This is a genomic window from Thalassiella azotivora (genome assembly GCF_054781695.1).
The window spans coordinates 1-16,910 of record NZ_BAAGTX010000032.1; the positions used below are offsets into that span (position 1 = coordinate 1).

General features: G+C 75.6%; 14 protein-coding genes and 1 pseudogene. All 15 read left to right on the plus strand.

The window, feature by feature from the left end; all coding sequences use genetic code 11:
* Positions 1-198: 198 nt before the first annotated feature.
* Positions 199-1,164, plus strand: a pseudogene (locus ACYVQV_RS17500) (AAA family ATPase); the annotation flags it as partial.
* A gap of 102 nt (positions 1,165-1,266) precedes the next feature.
* A complete protein-coding gene (locus ACYVQV_RS17505) occupies positions 1,267-1,902 on the plus strand; it encodes a hypothetical protein (RefSeq protein ID WP_461024602.1) in 636 nt (211 codons plus the stop codon).
* A gap of 83 nt (positions 1,903-1,985) precedes the next feature.
* Positions 1,986-3,206, plus strand: coding sequence for a signal recognition particle-docking protein FtsY (gene ftsY / locus ACYVQV_RS17510; RefSeq protein WP_461024603.1), 1,221 nt, complete (start codon positions 1,986-1,988; stop codon positions 3,204-3,206).
* 86 nt (positions 3,207-3,292) lie between these two features.
* Complete coding sequence (locus ACYVQV_RS17515; protein ID WP_461024604.1) at positions 3,293-4,870, plus strand: sensor histidine kinase; 1,578 nt, start codon at positions 3,293-3,295, stop codon at positions 4,868-4,870.
* Positions 4,871-4,983: 113 nt separating this feature from the next.
* A complete protein-coding gene (locus ACYVQV_RS17520; protein ID WP_461024635.1) occupies positions 4,984-5,586 on the plus strand; it encodes a response regulator in 603 nt (200 codons plus the stop codon).
* A gap of 121 nt (positions 5,587-5,707) precedes the next feature.
* On the plus strand, positions 5,708-6,595 hold the full coding sequence (locus ACYVQV_RS17525; protein WP_461024605.1) for an ABC transporter ATP-binding protein: 888 nt from the start codon (positions 5,708-5,710) through the stop codon (positions 6,593-6,595).
* Positions 6,592-7,926, plus strand: a complete 1,335-nt coding sequence (locus ACYVQV_RS17530; RefSeq protein WP_461024606.1) for an ABC transporter permease — start codon at positions 6,592-6,594, stop codon at positions 7,924-7,926. The genes ACYVQV_RS17525 and ACYVQV_RS17530 overlap by 4 nt, the downstream gene beginning before the upstream one ends.
* A 214-nt stretch (positions 7,927-8,140) precedes the next feature.
* On the plus strand, positions 8,141-9,439 hold the full coding sequence (locus ACYVQV_RS17535) for an ammonium transporter (RefSeq protein ID WP_461024636.1): 1,299 nt from the start codon (positions 8,141-8,143) through the stop codon (positions 9,437-9,439).
* Complete coding sequence (locus ACYVQV_RS17540) at positions 9,436-9,774, plus strand: P-II family nitrogen regulator (protein ID WP_461024607.1); 339 nt, start codon at positions 9,436-9,438, stop codon at positions 9,772-9,774. Before ACYVQV_RS17535 ends, ACYVQV_RS17540 begins: the two co-directional genes overlap by 4 nt.
* 11 nt (positions 9,775-9,785) lie before the next feature.
* The gene (locus ACYVQV_RS17545; RefSeq protein WP_461024608.1) at positions 9,786-12,257 is read left to right on the plus strand and encodes a [protein-PII] uridylyltransferase; all 2,472 of its coding nucleotides are present in this window, start codon (positions 9,786-9,788) and stop codon (positions 12,255-12,257) included.
* A 114-nt stretch (positions 12,258-12,371) separates the two neighbouring features.
* Positions 12,372-14,015, plus strand: a complete 1,644-nt coding sequence (ffh, locus tag ACYVQV_RS17550) for a signal recognition particle protein (RefSeq protein WP_461024609.1) — start codon at positions 12,372-12,374, stop codon at positions 14,013-14,015.
* A 152-nt stretch (positions 14,016-14,167) separates the two neighbouring features.
* On the plus strand, positions 14,168-15,268 hold the full coding sequence (locus ACYVQV_RS17555; RefSeq protein WP_461024610.1) for an amidohydrolase family protein: 1,101 nt from the start codon (positions 14,168-14,170) through the stop codon (positions 15,266-15,268).
* A 187-nt stretch (positions 15,269-15,455) separates the two neighbouring features.
* On the plus strand, positions 15,456-15,971 hold the full coding sequence (gene rpsP, locus ACYVQV_RS17560) for a 30S ribosomal protein S16 (RefSeq protein WP_461024611.1): 516 nt from the start codon (positions 15,456-15,458) through the stop codon (positions 15,969-15,971).
* A gap of 1 nt (position 15,972) precedes the next feature.
* A complete protein-coding gene (locus ACYVQV_RS17565; RefSeq protein WP_461024612.1) occupies positions 15,973-16,215 on the plus strand; it encodes an RNA-binding protein in 243 nt (80 codons plus the stop codon).
* A 133-nt stretch (positions 16,216-16,348) separates the two neighbouring features.
* Positions 16,349-16,906: a ribosome maturation factor RimM gene (gene rimM / locus ACYVQV_RS17570; protein ID WP_461024613.1), complete on the plus strand. Its 558-nt coding sequence runs from the start codon at positions 16,349-16,351 to the stop codon at positions 16,904-16,906.
* The last annotated feature ends 4 nt before the right edge of the window (positions 16,907-16,910 follow it).

Consider the following 16,910-nt stretch of genomic DNA (forward strand, 5'->3'; position numbering starts at 1 on the left):
ACGACGAGCAGCGCGCCGCCGACACCGAGCGCGATCGTCAGGGGCGCCGTCCACCCCCACTGCCCGCCCTTGGACACCGCGAGCATGAACGCGGTGGCCGCCACGGACAGCAGCACGGCGCCGCGGCAGTCGAACGCCCCGCCCGTGCGCACCGACGACTCGTCGAGGACGGCCGAGCGCGCGCTGGACGAGGCCGCCACCGCCCGCGACGCCGCGGAGGCCGAGCGCACCGAGCGCGAGGCCGTCACGCAGGCGCGGCGGCGCGCGGTCGACGAGCTCGCCGCCGAGCTGGCGCAGCTCACCGACTCCGTGCACAAGGACGAGGTGGCACGCACCCAGCAGCGGCTGCGGATCGAGGCGCTGCAGACCAAGGCCGTCGAGGAGCTCGGCACCGACCCCGAGGTGCTCGTCGAGGAGTTCGGTCCGCACCAGCCGGTCCCGCCCTCGCCGCCGGCGCCGGGTGACCCCGAACCCGACGAGCCGGCGCAGCCGAGGCCGTTCGTGCGCGAGGAGCAGCTCAAGCGGCTGCGCAGGGCCGAGCGGGCGCTGAACCAGCTCGGCAAGGTCAACCCGCTGGCCCTGGAGGAGTTCGCGGCCCTGGAGGAGCGGCACAAGTTCCTCACCGAGCAGCTCGAGGACCTCAAGCGCTCCCGCAAGGACCTCCTCGACATCGTCCGCGAGGTCGACGAGCGCGTGCAGCAGGTGTTCGCCGCTGCCTGGGAGGACACGCGCCGGGAGTTCGAGGGCGTCTTCTCCCGGCTGTTCCCCGGGGGTGAGGGCCGGCTGGTGCTGACCGACCCGTCCGACCTGCTGACCACCGGCATCGAGGTGGAGGCCCGGCCGGCGGGCAAGAAGGTCAAGCGGCTGTCGCTGCTGTCCGGCGGTGAGCGGTCCCTGACCGCGGTGGCGCTGCTGGTGGCCATCTTCAAGGCGCGTCCCAGCCCGTTCTACGTCCTGGACGAGGTCGAGGCCGCGCTCGACGACACCAACCTCGGCCGGCTCATCACGATCATGGAGGAGCTGCGGGACTCCTCCCAGCTCATCGTCATCACCCACCAGAAGCGGACCATGGAGATCGCCGACGCGCTGTACGGGGTGACCATGCGCGGGGACGGCGTGACGACGGTCGTGAGCCAGCGGCTGCGGGAGGCGCAGACCGCCTGACCCGGCGGTCACCGCACCGGACCATCCCGACGTGGGCGGTGTCACGCGCGACACGCGAGACGGGTTTTGCGGCGTCCCCCGGCACGGGAGAAGGTTGGTCCCGTGACCTCCGTCGTGATCGGGATGCTCGTGTGCCTGGTCGCCGCCGTCGTCGTCCTCGCCCTGGTGGCCCTGCCGCAGCTGCGGTCCGGTGCGCCCTTCCTCTCCGACGAGGGGGAGGAGACGATCGCGGAGGCCAGGCGGCGCGCCCGTGCGATGGCGGCCCAGGCCCGTGAGCGGGCGCAGGCCCGTGAGCGGACGCAGGCTCCCGAGCGGACGCAGGCTCCCGAGCGGGCGCAGGCTCCCGAGCCCGTGCAGCGCGGCGAGCGCGCTGCGGTGGCCGGGCCTGTCGAGGCGCGCGACGAGCAGGCGGCACCGCCGCCGGCGGGTGCGGTCCGGACGGCGCCGACGGGTGCGCCGGACGAGCCCGCGGCCGACGTCCTGACCGCACCGCGGTCGGGCGCCGCCGCGCCGTCGACCCCTGCCGCGGCGCCGCAGCAGGCTGCGCGTGAGCCGCTCGACGAGATCGACCTGCGCGACGACGCCGAGCTCGTCCCCCCGACCGGACGCCGCGGGGCGCACCGTCGACTGGTCGACCTCGGCTGGGGCGACCCGGTGTCCGGCCCCCGGCACGGCCGCCGACCCGTCGGCGCGGGCCACGCCCGCGCCGGGCACGGTCGCGCCGCACCGACCGGCTGAGGTTCGCGTCCCGAGGGTGCCGGTCGCCGCACGGGCGGAGCCTGCGCGGGCGCGGTGGCCCTCGTCTGGGAGACTGACGTCCCGTGGAAGCCATCGAGCTGATCATCGCGATCGCGGTCGTCGTCCTGCTCGCCGTCGTCGGCCTGGTCGTCGGTCTCGTCCGGCGAGGCGGGGGTCGGACGGCGCCGCCGCCGACCGACCGGGACCGCCTGCCCGGGGTGGGGGACGACGCCGAGCCACCACGTGACGCGCCGAAGCGCACCGTCGACACGCTGCCCCCGCCGGACAGCGTCGTCACCGCCCCGGACCTGGTCGCCGAGCCGACGCTGGTGCCCGAGGCCGCGGCCCCCACGCTCGAGCGCCCCGAGGCGGCCGAGGGGCGGCTCGTCCGGCTGCGCGCCCGGCTCGCGCGGTCCAACAACGCGCTCGGCAAGGGCCTGCTGGCGCTGCTGTCCCGCGACACCGTGGACGAGGCGACGTGGGAGGAGGTCGAGGAGACGCTCCTGCTGGCCGACCTCGGCGTCGGGCCGACGACCGAGCTCGTCGACCGGCTGCGTGAGCGGGTCAGGGTCCAGGGCACCCGCGACCCCGAGCAGCTCCGCACGCTGCTGCGCGAGGAGCTGCTGGCGCTCGTCGGGCCCGACCTGGACCGGTCGCTGCACGTGCAGCGCACGGACACCCGCCCCGCCGTCGTCCTCGTCGTCGGGGTGAACGGCACGGGCAAGACCACCACCGTCGGCAAGCTCGCCCGCGTGCTCGTCGCCCAGGACAGGGACGTCGTCCTCGGTGCCGCCGACACCTTCCGGGCCGCCGCGGCCGACCAGCTGCAGACGTGGGGTGGACGGGTGGGCGTGCCCACGATCCGCTCGGACCGCGAGGGCGCCGACCCGGCCTCCGTGGCGTTCGACGCCGTCAAGGCCGGGATCGAGGTCGAGGCGGACGTCGTCCTGCTCGACACCGCGGGCCGGCTGCAGAACAAGGTCGGCCTGATGGACGAGCTCGGCAAGGTCAAGCGGGTCGCGGAGCGCGCACTCGGGCCGCAGGGCGGGACGATCGACGAGGTGCTCCTCGTGCTGGACGCCACGACGGGTCAGAACGGCATGCGGCAGGCGCAGGTGTTCTCCGAGGTCGTCGACGTCACCGGGATCGTGCTGACCAAGCTCGACGGCACCGCCAAGGGCGGCATCGTGGTCGCCGTCCAGCGCGAGCTCGGCGTCCCGGTCAAGCTCGTCGGGCTCGGTGAGGGCCCGGACGACCTGGCCCCCTTCGAGCCCGAGGCGTTCGTCGACGCGCTGCTCGCCTGACCGGGGGCGCCTCGTCCGCGGGGAGGAGCCCGCCGGTCCGCCGCGGGGCTGACGGCCGGACGGGTGGCGGTCGCTAGCCTCGTGAGGTGCTCACCGCCCTCCGCGACGCCATGACGCGCTCGGGCTCGTCGACCCTCGGGACGGACTGGGACCGGCCGCCGCCGGACGCCCGCGGCCTGCGGATCGACCTCGTCGCCGGTCTCGCGGTCACCGTCGTCACGCTCGTCATGGTCGAGATGTCCCGCAGCGCGGGGATGCTCGAGTACGGGCCGCAGCGCGGCGTCGCGGAGTCACTGCTGTGGGGTGCGGCGATCGCCCTGCCGCTGACCGTGCGGCGCCGGTACCCGTTGGCCGTCCTGACCGTCTCCTCCGCGGTCTTCCTCGCCAGCGGCCTGCGCGCACCGTCCGTCGCGGCCACGTTCATGGTCCAGATCTGCTTCTTCTCCGCCCTGTACACCGCGGCGGCGTGGGGGAGGGGCCGGCACCGCACGACCGGTCTGTTCGGCGTCGTCTGCCTGGTGATGTTCGCCTGGCTGGCCTTCCAGCTGGCGCTCGGCGGCATGGTCGACGACCTGGCCGACACCGGGCGCACCGGTGCGCTGCCGCCGCTGACCGCCGCCGTCCTGGTCACCGTCGTCATCAACGTCGTCTACTTCGTCGGGGCCTGGATGATCGGCACGTCCGCCTGGCGCGCGGCCCGTCAGCGCACCGAGCTTCGCCTGCAGACGCAGCGGCTGGAGCGCGAGCAGGCGATCAGCGCCCGGCGCGCCGTCGCGGCGGACCGGCTGCGGATCGCCCGGGAGCTGCACGACGTCGTCGCCCACCACGTGAGCGTGATCGGCGTCCAGGCGGCGGCCGCCCGGCGCACGCTGGAGAAGGACCCCGACGCCGCCCGGCGCGCGATGGGTGCCGTTGAGGAGTCCAGCCGCGCGGCGGTGGGGGAGATGCGTTCGCTGCTCGGCGTGCTCCGCAGCGGCGACGAGGCGGCGGAGGCGGCGGAGTCCTTCGAGGCCGGTGTCGCCGACGAGGGCGGCGACGGTGGTCGTCGCGCCGGGGCCCCGGCCCCGGGGACGGCGACGGCTCCGGGCGGTCCGCCGGGTGACGTGACCGGTCGCGCCGGCGGGTCGGGTGCCTCCGACCGGTCACCCCAGCCGGGGGTGAGCCGCCTGCCCGACCTCTGCGCCCAGGTCCGCGAGCAGGGCGTCGACGTCCGGCTGACGGTCGTCGGCTCGCCGGTGGAGCTGCCCAGCACGCTGTCGCTGTCGCTGTACCGCACCGTCCAGGAGGCGCTCGCGAACGTCCGCCGCCACTCGACCGCGCGGACCGCCCACGTGACGCTGCGCTACCCGGTGGGTGGCCCGGGGGCCGTCCGCGGCGCCGACGGTGACGCGGCGCGGGGTGCCGACGGCGGGCGCCCAGGGGCGACGGTCGAGGTCGAGGTCCTGGACGACGGCAGACCGCGCGGCGCGACGTCCGGCAGCGGACTGGGTCACCTCGGCATGCGCGAGCGCGCGCAGCTGCACGGCGGCGTCGCCGAGATCGGCCCGCGGCCCTTCGGCGGCTACCGGGTCCGCGTGCGCCTCCCGCTCGTCGTCCGCGACGAGGTGGCGACCGCCGCCGGCCACCACGCCCCCACCCCGCAGGTCGGGCAGGCCGTCCGGTGAGCGCGCAGCACGGGCGGACCGCCGCGGAGGGCTCGTGCCCGCCCGGGGACGCGCCCCGGCCGATCCGGGTCGTCCTGGTGGACGACCAGGCCCTGGTGCGCACGGGGTTCTCGATGATCCTGTCGGTGGAGGACGACGTCGAGGTCGTCGGCGAGGCCTCGGACGGCGCGCAGGCCGTCGACGTCGTGCAGCGGCTGCGCCCTGACGTCGTCCTCATGGACGTGCAGATGCCCGGCGTGGACGGCGTGCGCGCCACCGCGGACGTCGTCGCCTCCACCGACAGCCGCGTCATCGTGCTGACCACCTTCGACCGCGACGACTACCTCTTCGACGCCCTGCGCGCCGGTGCCAGCGGCTTCCTGCTGAAGAACACCGTCCCCGAGGACCTCGTGGACGCGATCCGGGCGGTCGCCGCCGGGCACGCGCTGCTCGCCCCGCAGGTGACCCGCCGGGTCATCGCCCGGTTCGCCGGGTCGCAGGGCGTCGGCTACCGGCCCGACCGGGTCGCGGCGCTCACGGAGCGCGAGCGGGAGGTGCTCGTGCTCGTGGCCCAGGGCCTGTCGAACAGCGAGATCGCGCGCACGCTGGTCCTGGGCGAGGCCACGGTCAAGACGCACGTGTCGCGGGTGCTGATGAAGCTGGACCTGCGCGACCGGGTGCAGGCCGTCGTGTTCGCCTACGAGTGCGGGCTCGTCGCCCCGGGTGACGCGTCCTGACCCCCCGGGCTGCCCGTGAGCCGGTCACGTCCCGCGCCGCCGCCCTCAGCACCGGGAGGGAGCGGCGGTGTCAGACCGGGGGCTGACGCGGTGGTCGGGCCGGCGGACGTAGCGTCGGGGCGTGCTCGAGATCCGTGACCTGACGCGCCGGTTCGGCGACGTGACCGCCCTCGACGGGCTGACGTTCGACGTCGCCCCCGCCCGGATGACCGGTTTCGTCGGCGCCAACGGCGCCGGCAAGACCACGACGATGCGCATCGTCCTCGGGGTGCTGTCGGCCACGTCCGGCGAGGTGCGCTGGGACGGCCACCCGGTGACCCGCGCGGACCGGCAGCGCTTCGGCTACATGCCCGAGGAGCGGGGGCTGTACCCCAAGCAGCGGGTGCACGAGCAGCTCGTGTACTTCGGGCGGCTGCACGGCATGGCCGAGCGAGACGCCGCCCGGCGCGTGGACGACCTGCTGGAGCGCCTCGACCTGGCCGCCCGGCGCGACGACCGCCTCGACACGCTCAGCCTCGGCAACCAGCAGCGCGTGCAGATCGCCGCGGCGCTCGTGCACCGGCCCATCGCGCTGGTCCTGGACGAGCCGTTCAGCGGGCTGGACCCGATCGCGGTCGACGCGATGGCCTCGCTGCTGCGCGACGAGGTCGCGGACGGCGTCCCCGTCCTGTTCTCCAGCCACCAGCTCGACCTGGTCGAGCAGCTGTGCGACGACCTCGTCATCCTCGCCGGCGGCCGCGTCGCCGCCGCCGGCGGCGTGGAGGACCTGCGCCGCTCGGGCGGCAGCCTGCACCGTCTGGTCCTGGCCGACGGCGCGGACGCCGGGTGGGTGCGGGACGTGCCGGGGGTCGTCGTCCTCGACGTCGACGGTGACACCGCACTGGTCGACCTGTCGGCCCCGGGCGCGGGCAGCGAGCTGCTCACCCGGGCGCTGGCGCGCGGCGAGGTCCACGAGCTGGCCGCCGTCGTCCCCGCCCTGTCCGACGTCTTCCGGGAGGTCGTCCGATGAGCACCCCCACCACCACGGGCGACGCCGGCACCCGCCCGCAGGCGCCGACCGGCGCGGGTGTGCCCGCCGCCGGCCGGGACGTCGCCGCGCTGCCCGACCGCACCGCGTGGCGGCTGGTCGCCGGCCGCGAGGTGGCCGTCAAGCTGCGCGACCGGACGTTCGTGCTGTCCACGGCGTTCATGGTGGTCCTGCTCGTCGGGGTGATCGCCTTCAGCTCGTTCATGTCCGGACGCACCAGCAGCTACGAGGTCGCCGTGGTCGAGCCCGCCGCGCGGCAGGTCGTCGAGGACGCGGACGACGGCGCGGACGACGGCGCTGGCGACGGCGCTGACGACGGCGCCGGCGACCGCGCGGACGACGGTGCCGGGGCCCGGTTCACCACCCGCGACGTCGCCGACGCCGCCGAGGCGCAGCGCCTGCTCGCCGAGGGCGAGGTGGACCTCGCCCTGCTGGCCGTCGACGGCACCCCGGACGACCCGGCGGCGCGCTGGGAGCTGGTGGGCCAGGACGAGGTGCCCTCGCAGGCCGGGCGGCCGCTGGCCGAGGCCGTCGCCGACGCCGAGCTGGCCGCGAACGCCGCCGACCTCGGCGCCGAGCCGGCGACCCTGCTCGCCGGGACGGTGCTCGGCGAGCGGGTGGTGCAACCCGGTGACCTCGACGAGGACCTCCGGTACCTGCTCGCGGCCGCCTTCGGCTTCCTGTTCTACGTCACCGCGCTGACCTTCGGCATCGCCATCGCCCAGAGCGTCATCGAGGAGAAGCAGAGCAGGGTCGTGGAGATCCTGGCGGCCACCGTGCCGATCCGGCAGCTGCTGTGGGGCAAGGTCGTCGGCAACAGCGCCCTGGCCATCGGGCAGGTCGTCCTGCTCGCGTCGACCGGCCTGGCCGGTCTGGCGCTCGCCGGGCAGGGTGAGGTGCTCTCGCTGGTCCTGGCGGCAAGCCTCTGGTTCGTCGTGTTCTTCCTGCTCGGGTTCGCCGCGCTGGCCTGCGTGTGGGCCGTGGCCGGGTCGGTCGCCACCCGCCAGGAGGACCTGCAGGCCACCACGATGCCGGTGCAGGTCCTGGTCCTGGCGGCGCTGTTCGTCGGCATCACCGGCAGCGGCGACGTGCTGACGGTGGGCTCCTACGTCCCGCTGGTGTCGTCGGTGGCGATGCCGGTGCGGATGCTGTCCGAGGACGTGCCGCTGTGGCAGCCGCTGCTGTCCGCGGGACTCGTGGTCGCGACCGCGGTCCTGCTCGTGCGGCTCGGCGCCCGGGTGTACGAGAACTCCCTGCTGCGGACCGACCGGCGGACCAGCGTGCGCGAGGCACTGCGCGCCGGGGACGCCTGACCGGGCCGCCGCCGGGTCCGCGGGCCCGCCGACCCCGAAACACGGAGTCCCCGAAACACGGAGTTCACACACCCCGGGCGGATGTCACACGGACGACACCGACGAGGCACCGGGGACGAAACGTCCCGTCCCCACGCTGGACCCCTGCATCGGCGGAGGAGCCGATCCCGACAGGAGGTCCGACGTGGAACTCGATACCGGAGCGACCGCGTGGATGCTGGTCTCAGCGTCTCTCGTGCTGCTCATGACCCCCGGCCTGGCGCTGTTCTACGGCGGCATGGTCCGCGGCAAGTCCGTGCTCAACATGATCATGATGTCCTTCGGGGCGATGGCCGTCGTCACGGTCGTCTACTACCTGTGGGGCTGGTCGATGTCCTACAGCGGGGACTCCCTCGCCGGCGTCGTCGGCAACCCGCTGACGCACCTCGGCCTGAAGGACACCCTGTACGCCGAGGACGGCAGCTTCCTGGTCGACGACTACGGCGTCCCGGCCGTCGTCGGCGTCGCCTTCCAGGTGACGTTCGCGATCATCACCACCGCGCTGATCAGCGGAGCGGTCGCCGACCGGGTGCGGTACAGCGCCTGGATGGTCTTCACCGCGATCTGGGTGACCCTGGCCTACTTCCCCATGGCCCACATGGTCTGGGGCGGCGGCCTGCTCAGCGGTGACGGCCCGTTCGCGTCGATCGCCGCGCCGATCGACTTCGCCGGCGGGACCGTCGTCCACATCAACGCCGGTGCCGCGGCGCTGGTCCTCGCGCTCGTCGTCGGACGGCGCAAGGGCTTCGGGTCGGAGCCCATGCGCCCCAACAACCTGCCGCTGGTCATGCTCGGCGCCGCCCTGCTGTGGTTCGGCTGGTTCGGCTTCAACGCCGGCTCCGCGTTCACCGCGGACGGCACGGCGGGCCTGGCCTGGGTCAACACCACCGGCGCCACCGCCGCCGCCGTCCTCGGGTGGCTGCTCGTCGAGCGGCTGCGCGACGGCCACGCCACCTCCCTGGGCGCGGCGTCCGGCGTCGTCGCGGGGCTCGTCGCGATCACCCCTGCCGCCGGGGCGCTCTCGCCGCTGGGCTCGCTCGCCCTCGGGGTGGTCGCCGGCGCCCTGTGCGCCCTCGCCGTCGGGCTGAAGTACCGGCTCGGCTACGACGACTCCCTCGACGTCGTCGGCGTGCACCTCGTCGCGGGTCTCTGGGGCACCGTCGCGATCGGGCTCCTCGCCACCGAGGGCGGCCTGCTGTACGGCGGCGGCGCGGCCCAGCTCGCCGTGCAGACGATCATCGCCGTCGTCGCCGTCGCCTACTCCCTGGCCGTCACCGCGGTGATCGCCTTCGCCGTCAAGGCCACCATCGGCTGGCGGATCAGCGAGGAGGACGAGGTCGCGGGCATCGACCAGGTCGAGCACGCCGAGGCCGGCTACGACCTCGGTCCCATCGGCGGCGGGTTCCGTCCCGCGACCGCCAAGGCGTCCACCGCCGGGTCCACCGGCATGACCGCGGAGGAGGTGTCGGCATGAGGCTCGTGACCGCGGTCGTCAAGCCGCACAAGCTGGACGACGTCAAGACCGCCCTCGAGGCGTTCGGCGTCCAGGGCATGACCGTCAGCGAGGCCAGCGGCTACGGCCGCCAGCGCGGGCACACCGAGGTGTACCGGGGGGCGGAGTACACCGTCGACCTCGTGCCGAAGGTCCGGATCGAGGTGCTCGTCGACGACGTCGACGCCGCCGACGTCGTGGAGGTGCTCGTCAAGGCCGCGTCCACCGGGCGGATCGGAGACGGCAAGGTCTGGACCGTGCCCGTCGAGGACGTCGTCCGCGTTCGCACCGGCGAGCGAGGGGTGGACGCGCTCTAGGCGCACCTGCCATGGACGCACCCGAGCGCACCGCCAGGACACCAGCCGCACCCGCCACCGGGGCGCACCCGGCCGGCCAGGTCCCCCGCAGGGACCTGCGCCGCGAGCGGCTGGCCCTGGCGGTGCGCTCGGGTCTGGACGACCCCGCGGCCGGGGCGCACCGCCGCGAGCGGCTCGCCGGGCTCGTCGACACCTGGCTGGCCGACGTCTGGGTGGACGCCACCACCGCCGTCTGGGGACGACGCACCCCGCCCGGGGTCGCGCTGGCCGCCGTCGGCGGCCAGGCCCGACGGGACGCCGGACCCGCCGGCGACCTCGACCTCGTCCTGCTCCACGACGGCCGCTCCGCGGACGGCGGCGAGCTCGCGGCCCTCGCCGACCGGCTCTGGTACCCGGTCTGGGACGCCGGGCTGCGGCTGGACCACTCGGTCCGCTCGCTGGGCCAGTGCCGGGAGGTCGCCGCGGCCGACGTCCCGGCCGCCATCGGGATGCTCGACCTGCGTCCGCTGGGCGGCGACGGGCCGATGGTGCTGCAGGCCCGCGAGTCGCTGCGCGAGCAGTGGCGCCGGCACGCCCGCCGTCGCCTGCCCGAGCTGCTGGACGGCGTGGCCGAGCGCACCCGGCTGCACGGCGAGCTGGCCTACCTGCTCGAACCGGATCTCAAGGAGGCGCGCGGGGGCCTGCGCGACGGCGTCGTCCTGCAGGCCGTCGCCGCGAGCTGGCTGGCCGACGCGCCGCACCGCGTCGCCGGCCCGGCCTACCTGCGGCTGCTCGACGTCCGCGACGCGCTCCAGGTGGTCACCGGGCGACCGGGGGAGCGGCTCACCCTGGCGGACCAGGACGCCGTCGCGGTGACCACCGGCCTGCCGGACGCCGACGCGCTGCTGGCCGACGTCGCCGCCGCCGCGCGGGCGCTGGCCTGGGTCACCGACCAGACCCTGCGCCGGGCGCGCGGAGCGGCCGCGACACGGCCCGGCCTGCGCCGCCGGCGTCCCCGCCTGCGCCCCGTCGGCGCCGACGGTGCCGACCTCGTCGAGCACGACGGCGAGGTCTGCCTCGGCCCGGACGCCAGGCCCGGTGCGGACGCGGCCCTCGCTGTGCGCGCCGCGGCCACGGCGGCCCGGCTCGGGCTCCCGCTGTCGCCCGTGACGGCCGAGCACCTGTCGACCGGCGCCGCCGCGCTGCCCGACCCGTGGCCCGCGGCGGCCCGGGAGGCGCTGCTCGACCTGCTCGGCTCCGGGGACGGCCTCGTGCCCGTCTGGGAGACCCTGGACCAGGCCGGGCTGGTCACGTGCTGGTTCCCCGAGTGGCGCCCTGTGCGCAACCGGCCGCAACGCACCGTCGTGCACCGGCACACCGTCGACCGGCACCTGGTGCAGACGTGCGTGGTCGCGTCGGGGATGCTCGACGACGTCGCCCGGCCGGACGTGCTCCTGCTCGCCGCGCTGCTGCACGACATCGGCAAGGTGCCGGGGGCGGTCGACCACGCCGGCGTCGGCGCCCCGGTCGCGTACCGCTGCGCCCGACGTCTCGGCCTGGACCGCGCCGACGCCGAGGTCGTCGAGCGGCTCGTCCGGGAGCACCTCACCCTCGTGGAGCTGGCCACCCGTCGGGACCCCGACGACCCGCGCACCCTGCAGGCCCTCGTCGCGGCGGTCGACGGCCGCGAGGACGTGCTGGACCTGCTGCGCGCGCTGACCGAGGCGGACGCGCGTGCCGCCGGCCCGCTCGCCTGGACGGCGTGGCGGCGTCGCCTGGTCGACGACCTCGTGGCCCGTTCGCGGGTGGCGCTGCGCGGCAGCCCCCCGCCCGCCCCGACCCCGCCGGCGCCCGCCGAGCGAGAGCTCGTCGCCGCGGTGCGGGCCGACGGGGACCCGAGGGTGCAGGTCGTACCGCTCGACGGCCTGCACGCCGTCACCGTGGTGGCCCCCGACCGGCCGGGTCTGTTCGCCGACTGCGCGGGCCTGCTGGCCGCGCACGGCCTGCTCGTGCGCTCGGCGCTCGTGCGGACCCTCGACGGCGTCGCCGTCGACACGTGGTCGGTGCAGGGGAGGGGTCGGCTGCCCGATCCCGCCGCGCTGCGGACCGGGCTGGTGCGGATGACCGGCGGCGACCACTCCGTGCTCGAGCGGCTGACCCGGCGCGAGGCGTCCTGGCGACCGGAGCGCAGCGCCGGCGCGGGCGGCGTCCGCGTCCTCGTCCTGCCCGGCGCCGCCCAGGACGCCACGGTGGTGGAGGTCCGGGCCCCGGACCGCCCGGGGCTCCTGCACGCGCTCGGGGCCGCCGTGCACGGGTCCGGGGCGCAGGTCCGCTCGGCGCACGTGGCCACGCACGCCGGACGCGCGGTCGACGTGCTGTACCTGACCGGTCCGGGCGCGGGGCCTCTCGAGCCGGCCGCGACGGCGCGGGCCGTCGCGGCGCTCGGCGACGCCGCCGAGCCACCCTCCACCGCCGTCGCCCGCGGACGGCCGGCGGGACGCTGAGCCGCCTGCGGTTACCCTGGCCTGTCGGGTGGCGTCCGCACCAGCGCGTCGCGCCGCCCGCACGCGTCCCGGCCGGTCCACCGGCCACCGTCGAGAGCGAGGACCTGCGCGCCCGTGTTCGCCACCCTGTCGGACCGACTCACCGCCACGTTCAAGAACCTGCGCGGCAAGGGCCGGCTGTCCGAGGCCGACGTCGACGCCACCATCCGCGAGATCCGCCGGGCCCTGCTCGACGCCGACGTGGCGCTGCCCGTCGTCCGCGAGTTCGCCGCGCGGGTGCGGGAGCGGGCGCTGTCCGCGGAGGTCTCGCAGGCGCTCAACCCCGCCCAGCAGGTCGTCAAGATCGTCAACGACGAGCTCGTCACCATCCTCGGCGGGCAGACGCGGCGGCTGACGTTCGCCAAGAACCCGCCGACCGTGATCATGCTCGCGGGCCTGCAGGGCGCCGGCAAGACCACCCTCGCCGGCAAGCTGGCGCACTGGCTCAAGGGGCAGGGGCACGCGCCGCTGCTCGTGGCCGCGGACCTCCAGCGGCCCAACGCGGTGACGCAGCTGCAGGTGGTGGGCGAGCGGGCCGGCGTCCGCGTGTTCGCGCCGCACCCGGGCGCGTCCGGGGAGGGCGAGCAGCCCGGTGTCGCACCCGGCGACCCGGTCGCGGTCGCGCGGCAGTCCGTCGACGAGGCGCGGGCGCGCCAGCACGACGTGGTCATCGTCGACACCGCGGGCCGCCTCGGCGTCGACGCCGAGATGATGCAGCAGGCCGCGGACATCCGCGCCGCCGTGCGGCCCGACGAGGTCCTGTTCGTCGTCGACGCGATGATCGGTCAGGACGCGGTGACCACCGCCGACGCCTTCTCCGAGGGCGTCGGCATCACCGGTGTCGTCCTGACCAAGCTCGACGGCGACGCCCGCGGCGGCGCCGCGCTGTCGGTCGCGTCGGTGACGGGCAAGCCGGTGATGTTCGCCTCCACGGGCGAGAAGCTCACCGAGTTCGAACCGTTCCACCCCGACCGGATGGCCTCGCGCATCCTCGACATGGGTGACGTCCTCACCCTCATCGAGCAGGCGGAGAAGGCGTTCGACGCCGAGCAGGCCCAGGACCTGGCGTCCCGGTTCATCGAGGGCGACGACTTCACCCTCGACGACTTCCTCACCCAGATGCAGGCCGTCCGCAAGATGGGCTCGCTGAAGAAGATGCTCGGGATGCTGCCGGGCATGGCGGAGGTCCGCGACCAGCTCGACAGCCTGGACGAGCGCGAGATCGACCGCGTCGAGGCGATCGTCCGCTCGATGACCCCGGCGGAGCGCCGCGCCCCGAAGATCATCAACGGCTCGCGCCGGAGCCGGATCGCCCGCGGCTCCGGCGTGACCGTCACCGACGTCAACCAGCTCCTCGACCGCTTCGCCGACGCGCAGAAGATGATGCGCCAGATGCGCAAGGGCGGCGGCATGCCGGGCCTGCCGGGGATGGGCGGCATGCCGGGCATGGGGGGCCTGCCCGGGATGGGCGGTGGCAAGAAGGCCAAGGGCAAGGCCGCGAAGGGCAAGGGGCGGGCCAAGGGCCGATCGGGCAACCCCGCCAAGCGCGCCGAGCAGGAGCGCCAGGCGGCCGAGCGCGCCTCGGCCGCCCGGGCCGGGGGCCCCGGTGGTGCCGGCGGGGCGGCGTTCGGTGCCGGCGGCGCGCAGGACGAGGACCCGCTGGCGGACCTCGACCCGGCCGCGCTGCCGCCGGGCTTCGAGAAGTTCCTCGGCCGCTGACGCGGCCGCCGACCCGCTGAGGCTCCCCCGCTGAGGCACCCCGATGAGCCGACCGGCTGAGGCCGACCCGCCGAGGTGCCGGCGGCCGTCGCCGCCGCGCCGCCCGGCGTCCCGCTCGTCGGTTCGCCCGTCGGCTCGTTAGGTTCGACCGCATGGCTGACGTGCTGCACGTGCGCGGCCCGGTCCTGACCGGGCCGGGCGAGGACGACGTCCGCGACGGGCTGTGGGTGCTCGACGGCCGCGTGACGTTCACGGCGCCCGGGCCGGGCCACGACGTGCGCACCGTCGAGGGGTGGGCGTTGCCCGGCCTGGTCGACGCCCACTGCCACGTCGGCCTGGACGCCCACGGCGCCGTGGACGAGACGACGACCCGGGCGCAGGCGCTCACGGACCGGGACGCCGGGGCGCTGCTGCTGCGCGACGCCGGCAGCCCCGCCGACACCCGGTGGGTCGACGACGCCGTGGACCTGCCCCGGATCGTGCGTGCGGGGCGGCACATCGCCCGCACCCGCCGCTACATCCGCAACTACGCCCACGAGGTCGAGCCGGACGAGCTGGCGGCCTACGTCACGGCCGAGGCCCGCCGCGGTGACGGGTGGGTCAAGCTCGTCGGGGACTGGATCGACCGGGACCGGGGGGACCTGGCGCCGTGCTGGCCCGCGGACGCGCTGGTCGACGCGGTCGCCGCAGCGCACGCCGAGGGTGCCCGCGTGACCGCGCACTGCTTCGGGGAGGACTGCCTGCCCGACCTGGTCGCGGCGGGCATCGACTGCATCGAGCACGCCACCGGCCTGACCGACGAGACGATCGCGTCCTTCGTCGAGCACGACGTGGCGATCGTCCCCACCCTGGTCAACATCGCGACCTTCCCGGGCATCGCCGACTCGGCCGAGGGCAAGTTCCCGACGTACGCCGCGCACATGCGGGCGCTGCACGAACGGCGGTACGCGACGGTCGCCGCCGCGCACGAGGCCGGGGTGCGGGTCTACTGCGGCACGGACGCCGGCGGCTCGCTCCCGCACGGGCTGGTCGCCGACGAGGTCGCCGAGCTCGCCCGCGCCGGGCTCGGCGCGCGGGCCGCGCTGGACGCCGCGTGCTGGGGCGCCCGGGACTGGCTCGGCCACCCCGCCGTCCAGGAGGGCGCACCCGCCGACCTGGTGGTGCTGCGCGCCGACCCGCGCGAGGACCCGGCGGCGCTCACGGAGCCCGTGGCCGTCGTCCTGCGCGGCCAGGTGGTGCACCGAGGCGGCTGACGCTTCTGACGCGGCTGACGCGCGGGTTCGTGCCGGGAGGTCACCCTCTGGCACAATGGCCGGTGCACTCGGTGCGCCCGGCCCCTCTCACCGGTCCCACCGCGTCCCGCAGCCCGGCCGCCGCCACGTGTTCCCCACCTGGTGGCGCGAGGGCTCACCCCGCCAAGACACAGGAGACACCACAGACGTGGCCGTCAAGATCCGACTGAAGCGCCTGGGCAAGATCCGGGCCCCGTACTACCGCGTCGTCGTCATGGACTCGCGCACCAAGCGCGACGGCCGTGCGATCGAGGAGATCGGCAAGTACCACCCGACCGAGGAGCCGTCGCTCATCGACATCGACTCCGAGCGCGCCCAGTACTGGCTCGGCGTCGGCGCGCAGCCGACCGAGCAGGTCGCCGCGCTGCTCAAGGTCACCGGCGACTGGCAGAAGTTCAAGGGCCTGCCGGGTGCCGAGGGCACCCTGAAGGTCAAGGAGGCGGCCGCCGACAAGAAGGCCGTCTTCGAGGCCGCCGCCAAGGAGAGCGCGGGCGAGAGCTCCGCCGAGGCCACCACGCCGAAGAAGAAGGCCGCCAAGAAGTCCGAGGCGAAGGCCGACGAGGCGAAGGCCGACGAGGCGAAGGCCGACGAGGCGAAGGCCGATGAGGCGGAGGCGACCTCGAACGAGTCGGCCGAGGCCGGCCAGGACGAGGCGAAGGCCTGACGTGCTCGCCGAGGCGCTCGAGCACCTCGTCCGGGGGATCGTCGACAACCCCGACGACGTCCGGATCACCGAGAAGTCGCTGCGGCGCGGCACCGTGCTCGAGGTCCGGGTGCACCCCGACGACCTCGGTCGGGTGATCGGTCGCTCCGGTCGCACCGCCAAGGCGCTGCGCACGGTGCTCGGTGCGATCGCCGGCAACGGCCAGGTCCGGGTCGACGTCGTGGACGTCGACCGGGTCCGCTGACGCCCGGCCAGCACACCACGTCGACCGGCCCCGGCCCACCTCGGTGGACCGGGGCCGGACGCGCGTCCACGTCCCGGACGTCCATCCCGAGCGTCCGTCCCGAGCAGCACCCCGCACACACCAGGAGCACCGGATGCAGGTCGTCGTCGCCCGCGTGGGTCGCCCCCACGGGGTGCGGGGTGAGGTGACCGTCGAGGTCCGCACGGACGACCCCGACCGCCGCCTCGCCCCCGGCAGCACCCTGCGCACGGACCCGCGGACGGCCGGACCGCTGACCATCGGGTCGGCACGCGACCACAACGGCCGGCTGCTGCTCACGTTCGACGGCGTCGGCGACCGGACGTCGGCCGAGGCGCTGCGGGACGTGCTGCTCCTCGCCGAGGTCGAGCCGGACGCCGACGACGAGCCCGACACCTGGCACGTCAGCACCCTGGTGGGCCTCGTCGCCGTGGACGCCGAGGGCCGCCGGCTCGGCGAGGTGGTGGACCTGCTGGGCGGAGCGGCCCAGGACCTCCTCGTGGTCCGGGAGCCGTCGGGCCACCAGGCCCTCGTCCCCTTCGTGCGGCAGATCGTCCCCGAGGTCGACGTCGAGGCCGGGCACGTCGTCCTCGACCCTCCGGGCGGGCTGCTGCAGGACGGCCCCGAGGTGCCGGCCGACGTCCCGTCCGCCGACGGCCCGGCGCCGGACTGAGGCG

Excerpts from the sequence above, each read along its gene's own strand:
- ACYVQV_RS17520 (WP_461024635.1), top strand. The coding sequence starts at position 4,984 with ATGATCCTGTCGGTGGAGGACGACGTCGAGGTCGTCGGCGAGGCCTCG.
- ACYVQV_RS17530 (WP_461024606.1), top strand. The coding sequence starts at position 6,592 with ATGAGCACCCCCACCACCACGGGCGACGCCGGCACCCGCCCGCAGGCG.
- ACYVQV_RS17535 (WP_461024636.1), top strand. The coding sequence starts at position 8,141 with ATGCTGGTCTCAGCGTCTCTCGTGCTGCTCATGACCCCCGGCCTGGCG.
- ACYVQV_RS17540 (WP_461024607.1), top strand. The coding sequence starts at position 9,436 with ATGAGGCTCGTGACCGCGGTCGTCAAGCCGCACAAGCTGGACGACGTC.
- ACYVQV_RS17545 (WP_461024608.1), top strand. The coding sequence starts at position 9,786 with ATGGACGCACCCGAGCGCACCGCCAGGACACCAGCCGCACCCGCCACC.
- ACYVQV_RS17555 (WP_461024610.1), top strand. The coding sequence starts at position 14,168 with ATGGCTGACGTGCTGCACGTGCGCGGCCCGGTCCTGACCGGGCCGGGC.
- rimM (WP_461024613.1), top strand. The coding sequence starts at position 16,349 with ATGCAGGTCGTCGTCGCCCGCGTGGGTCGCCCCCACGGGGTGCGGGGT.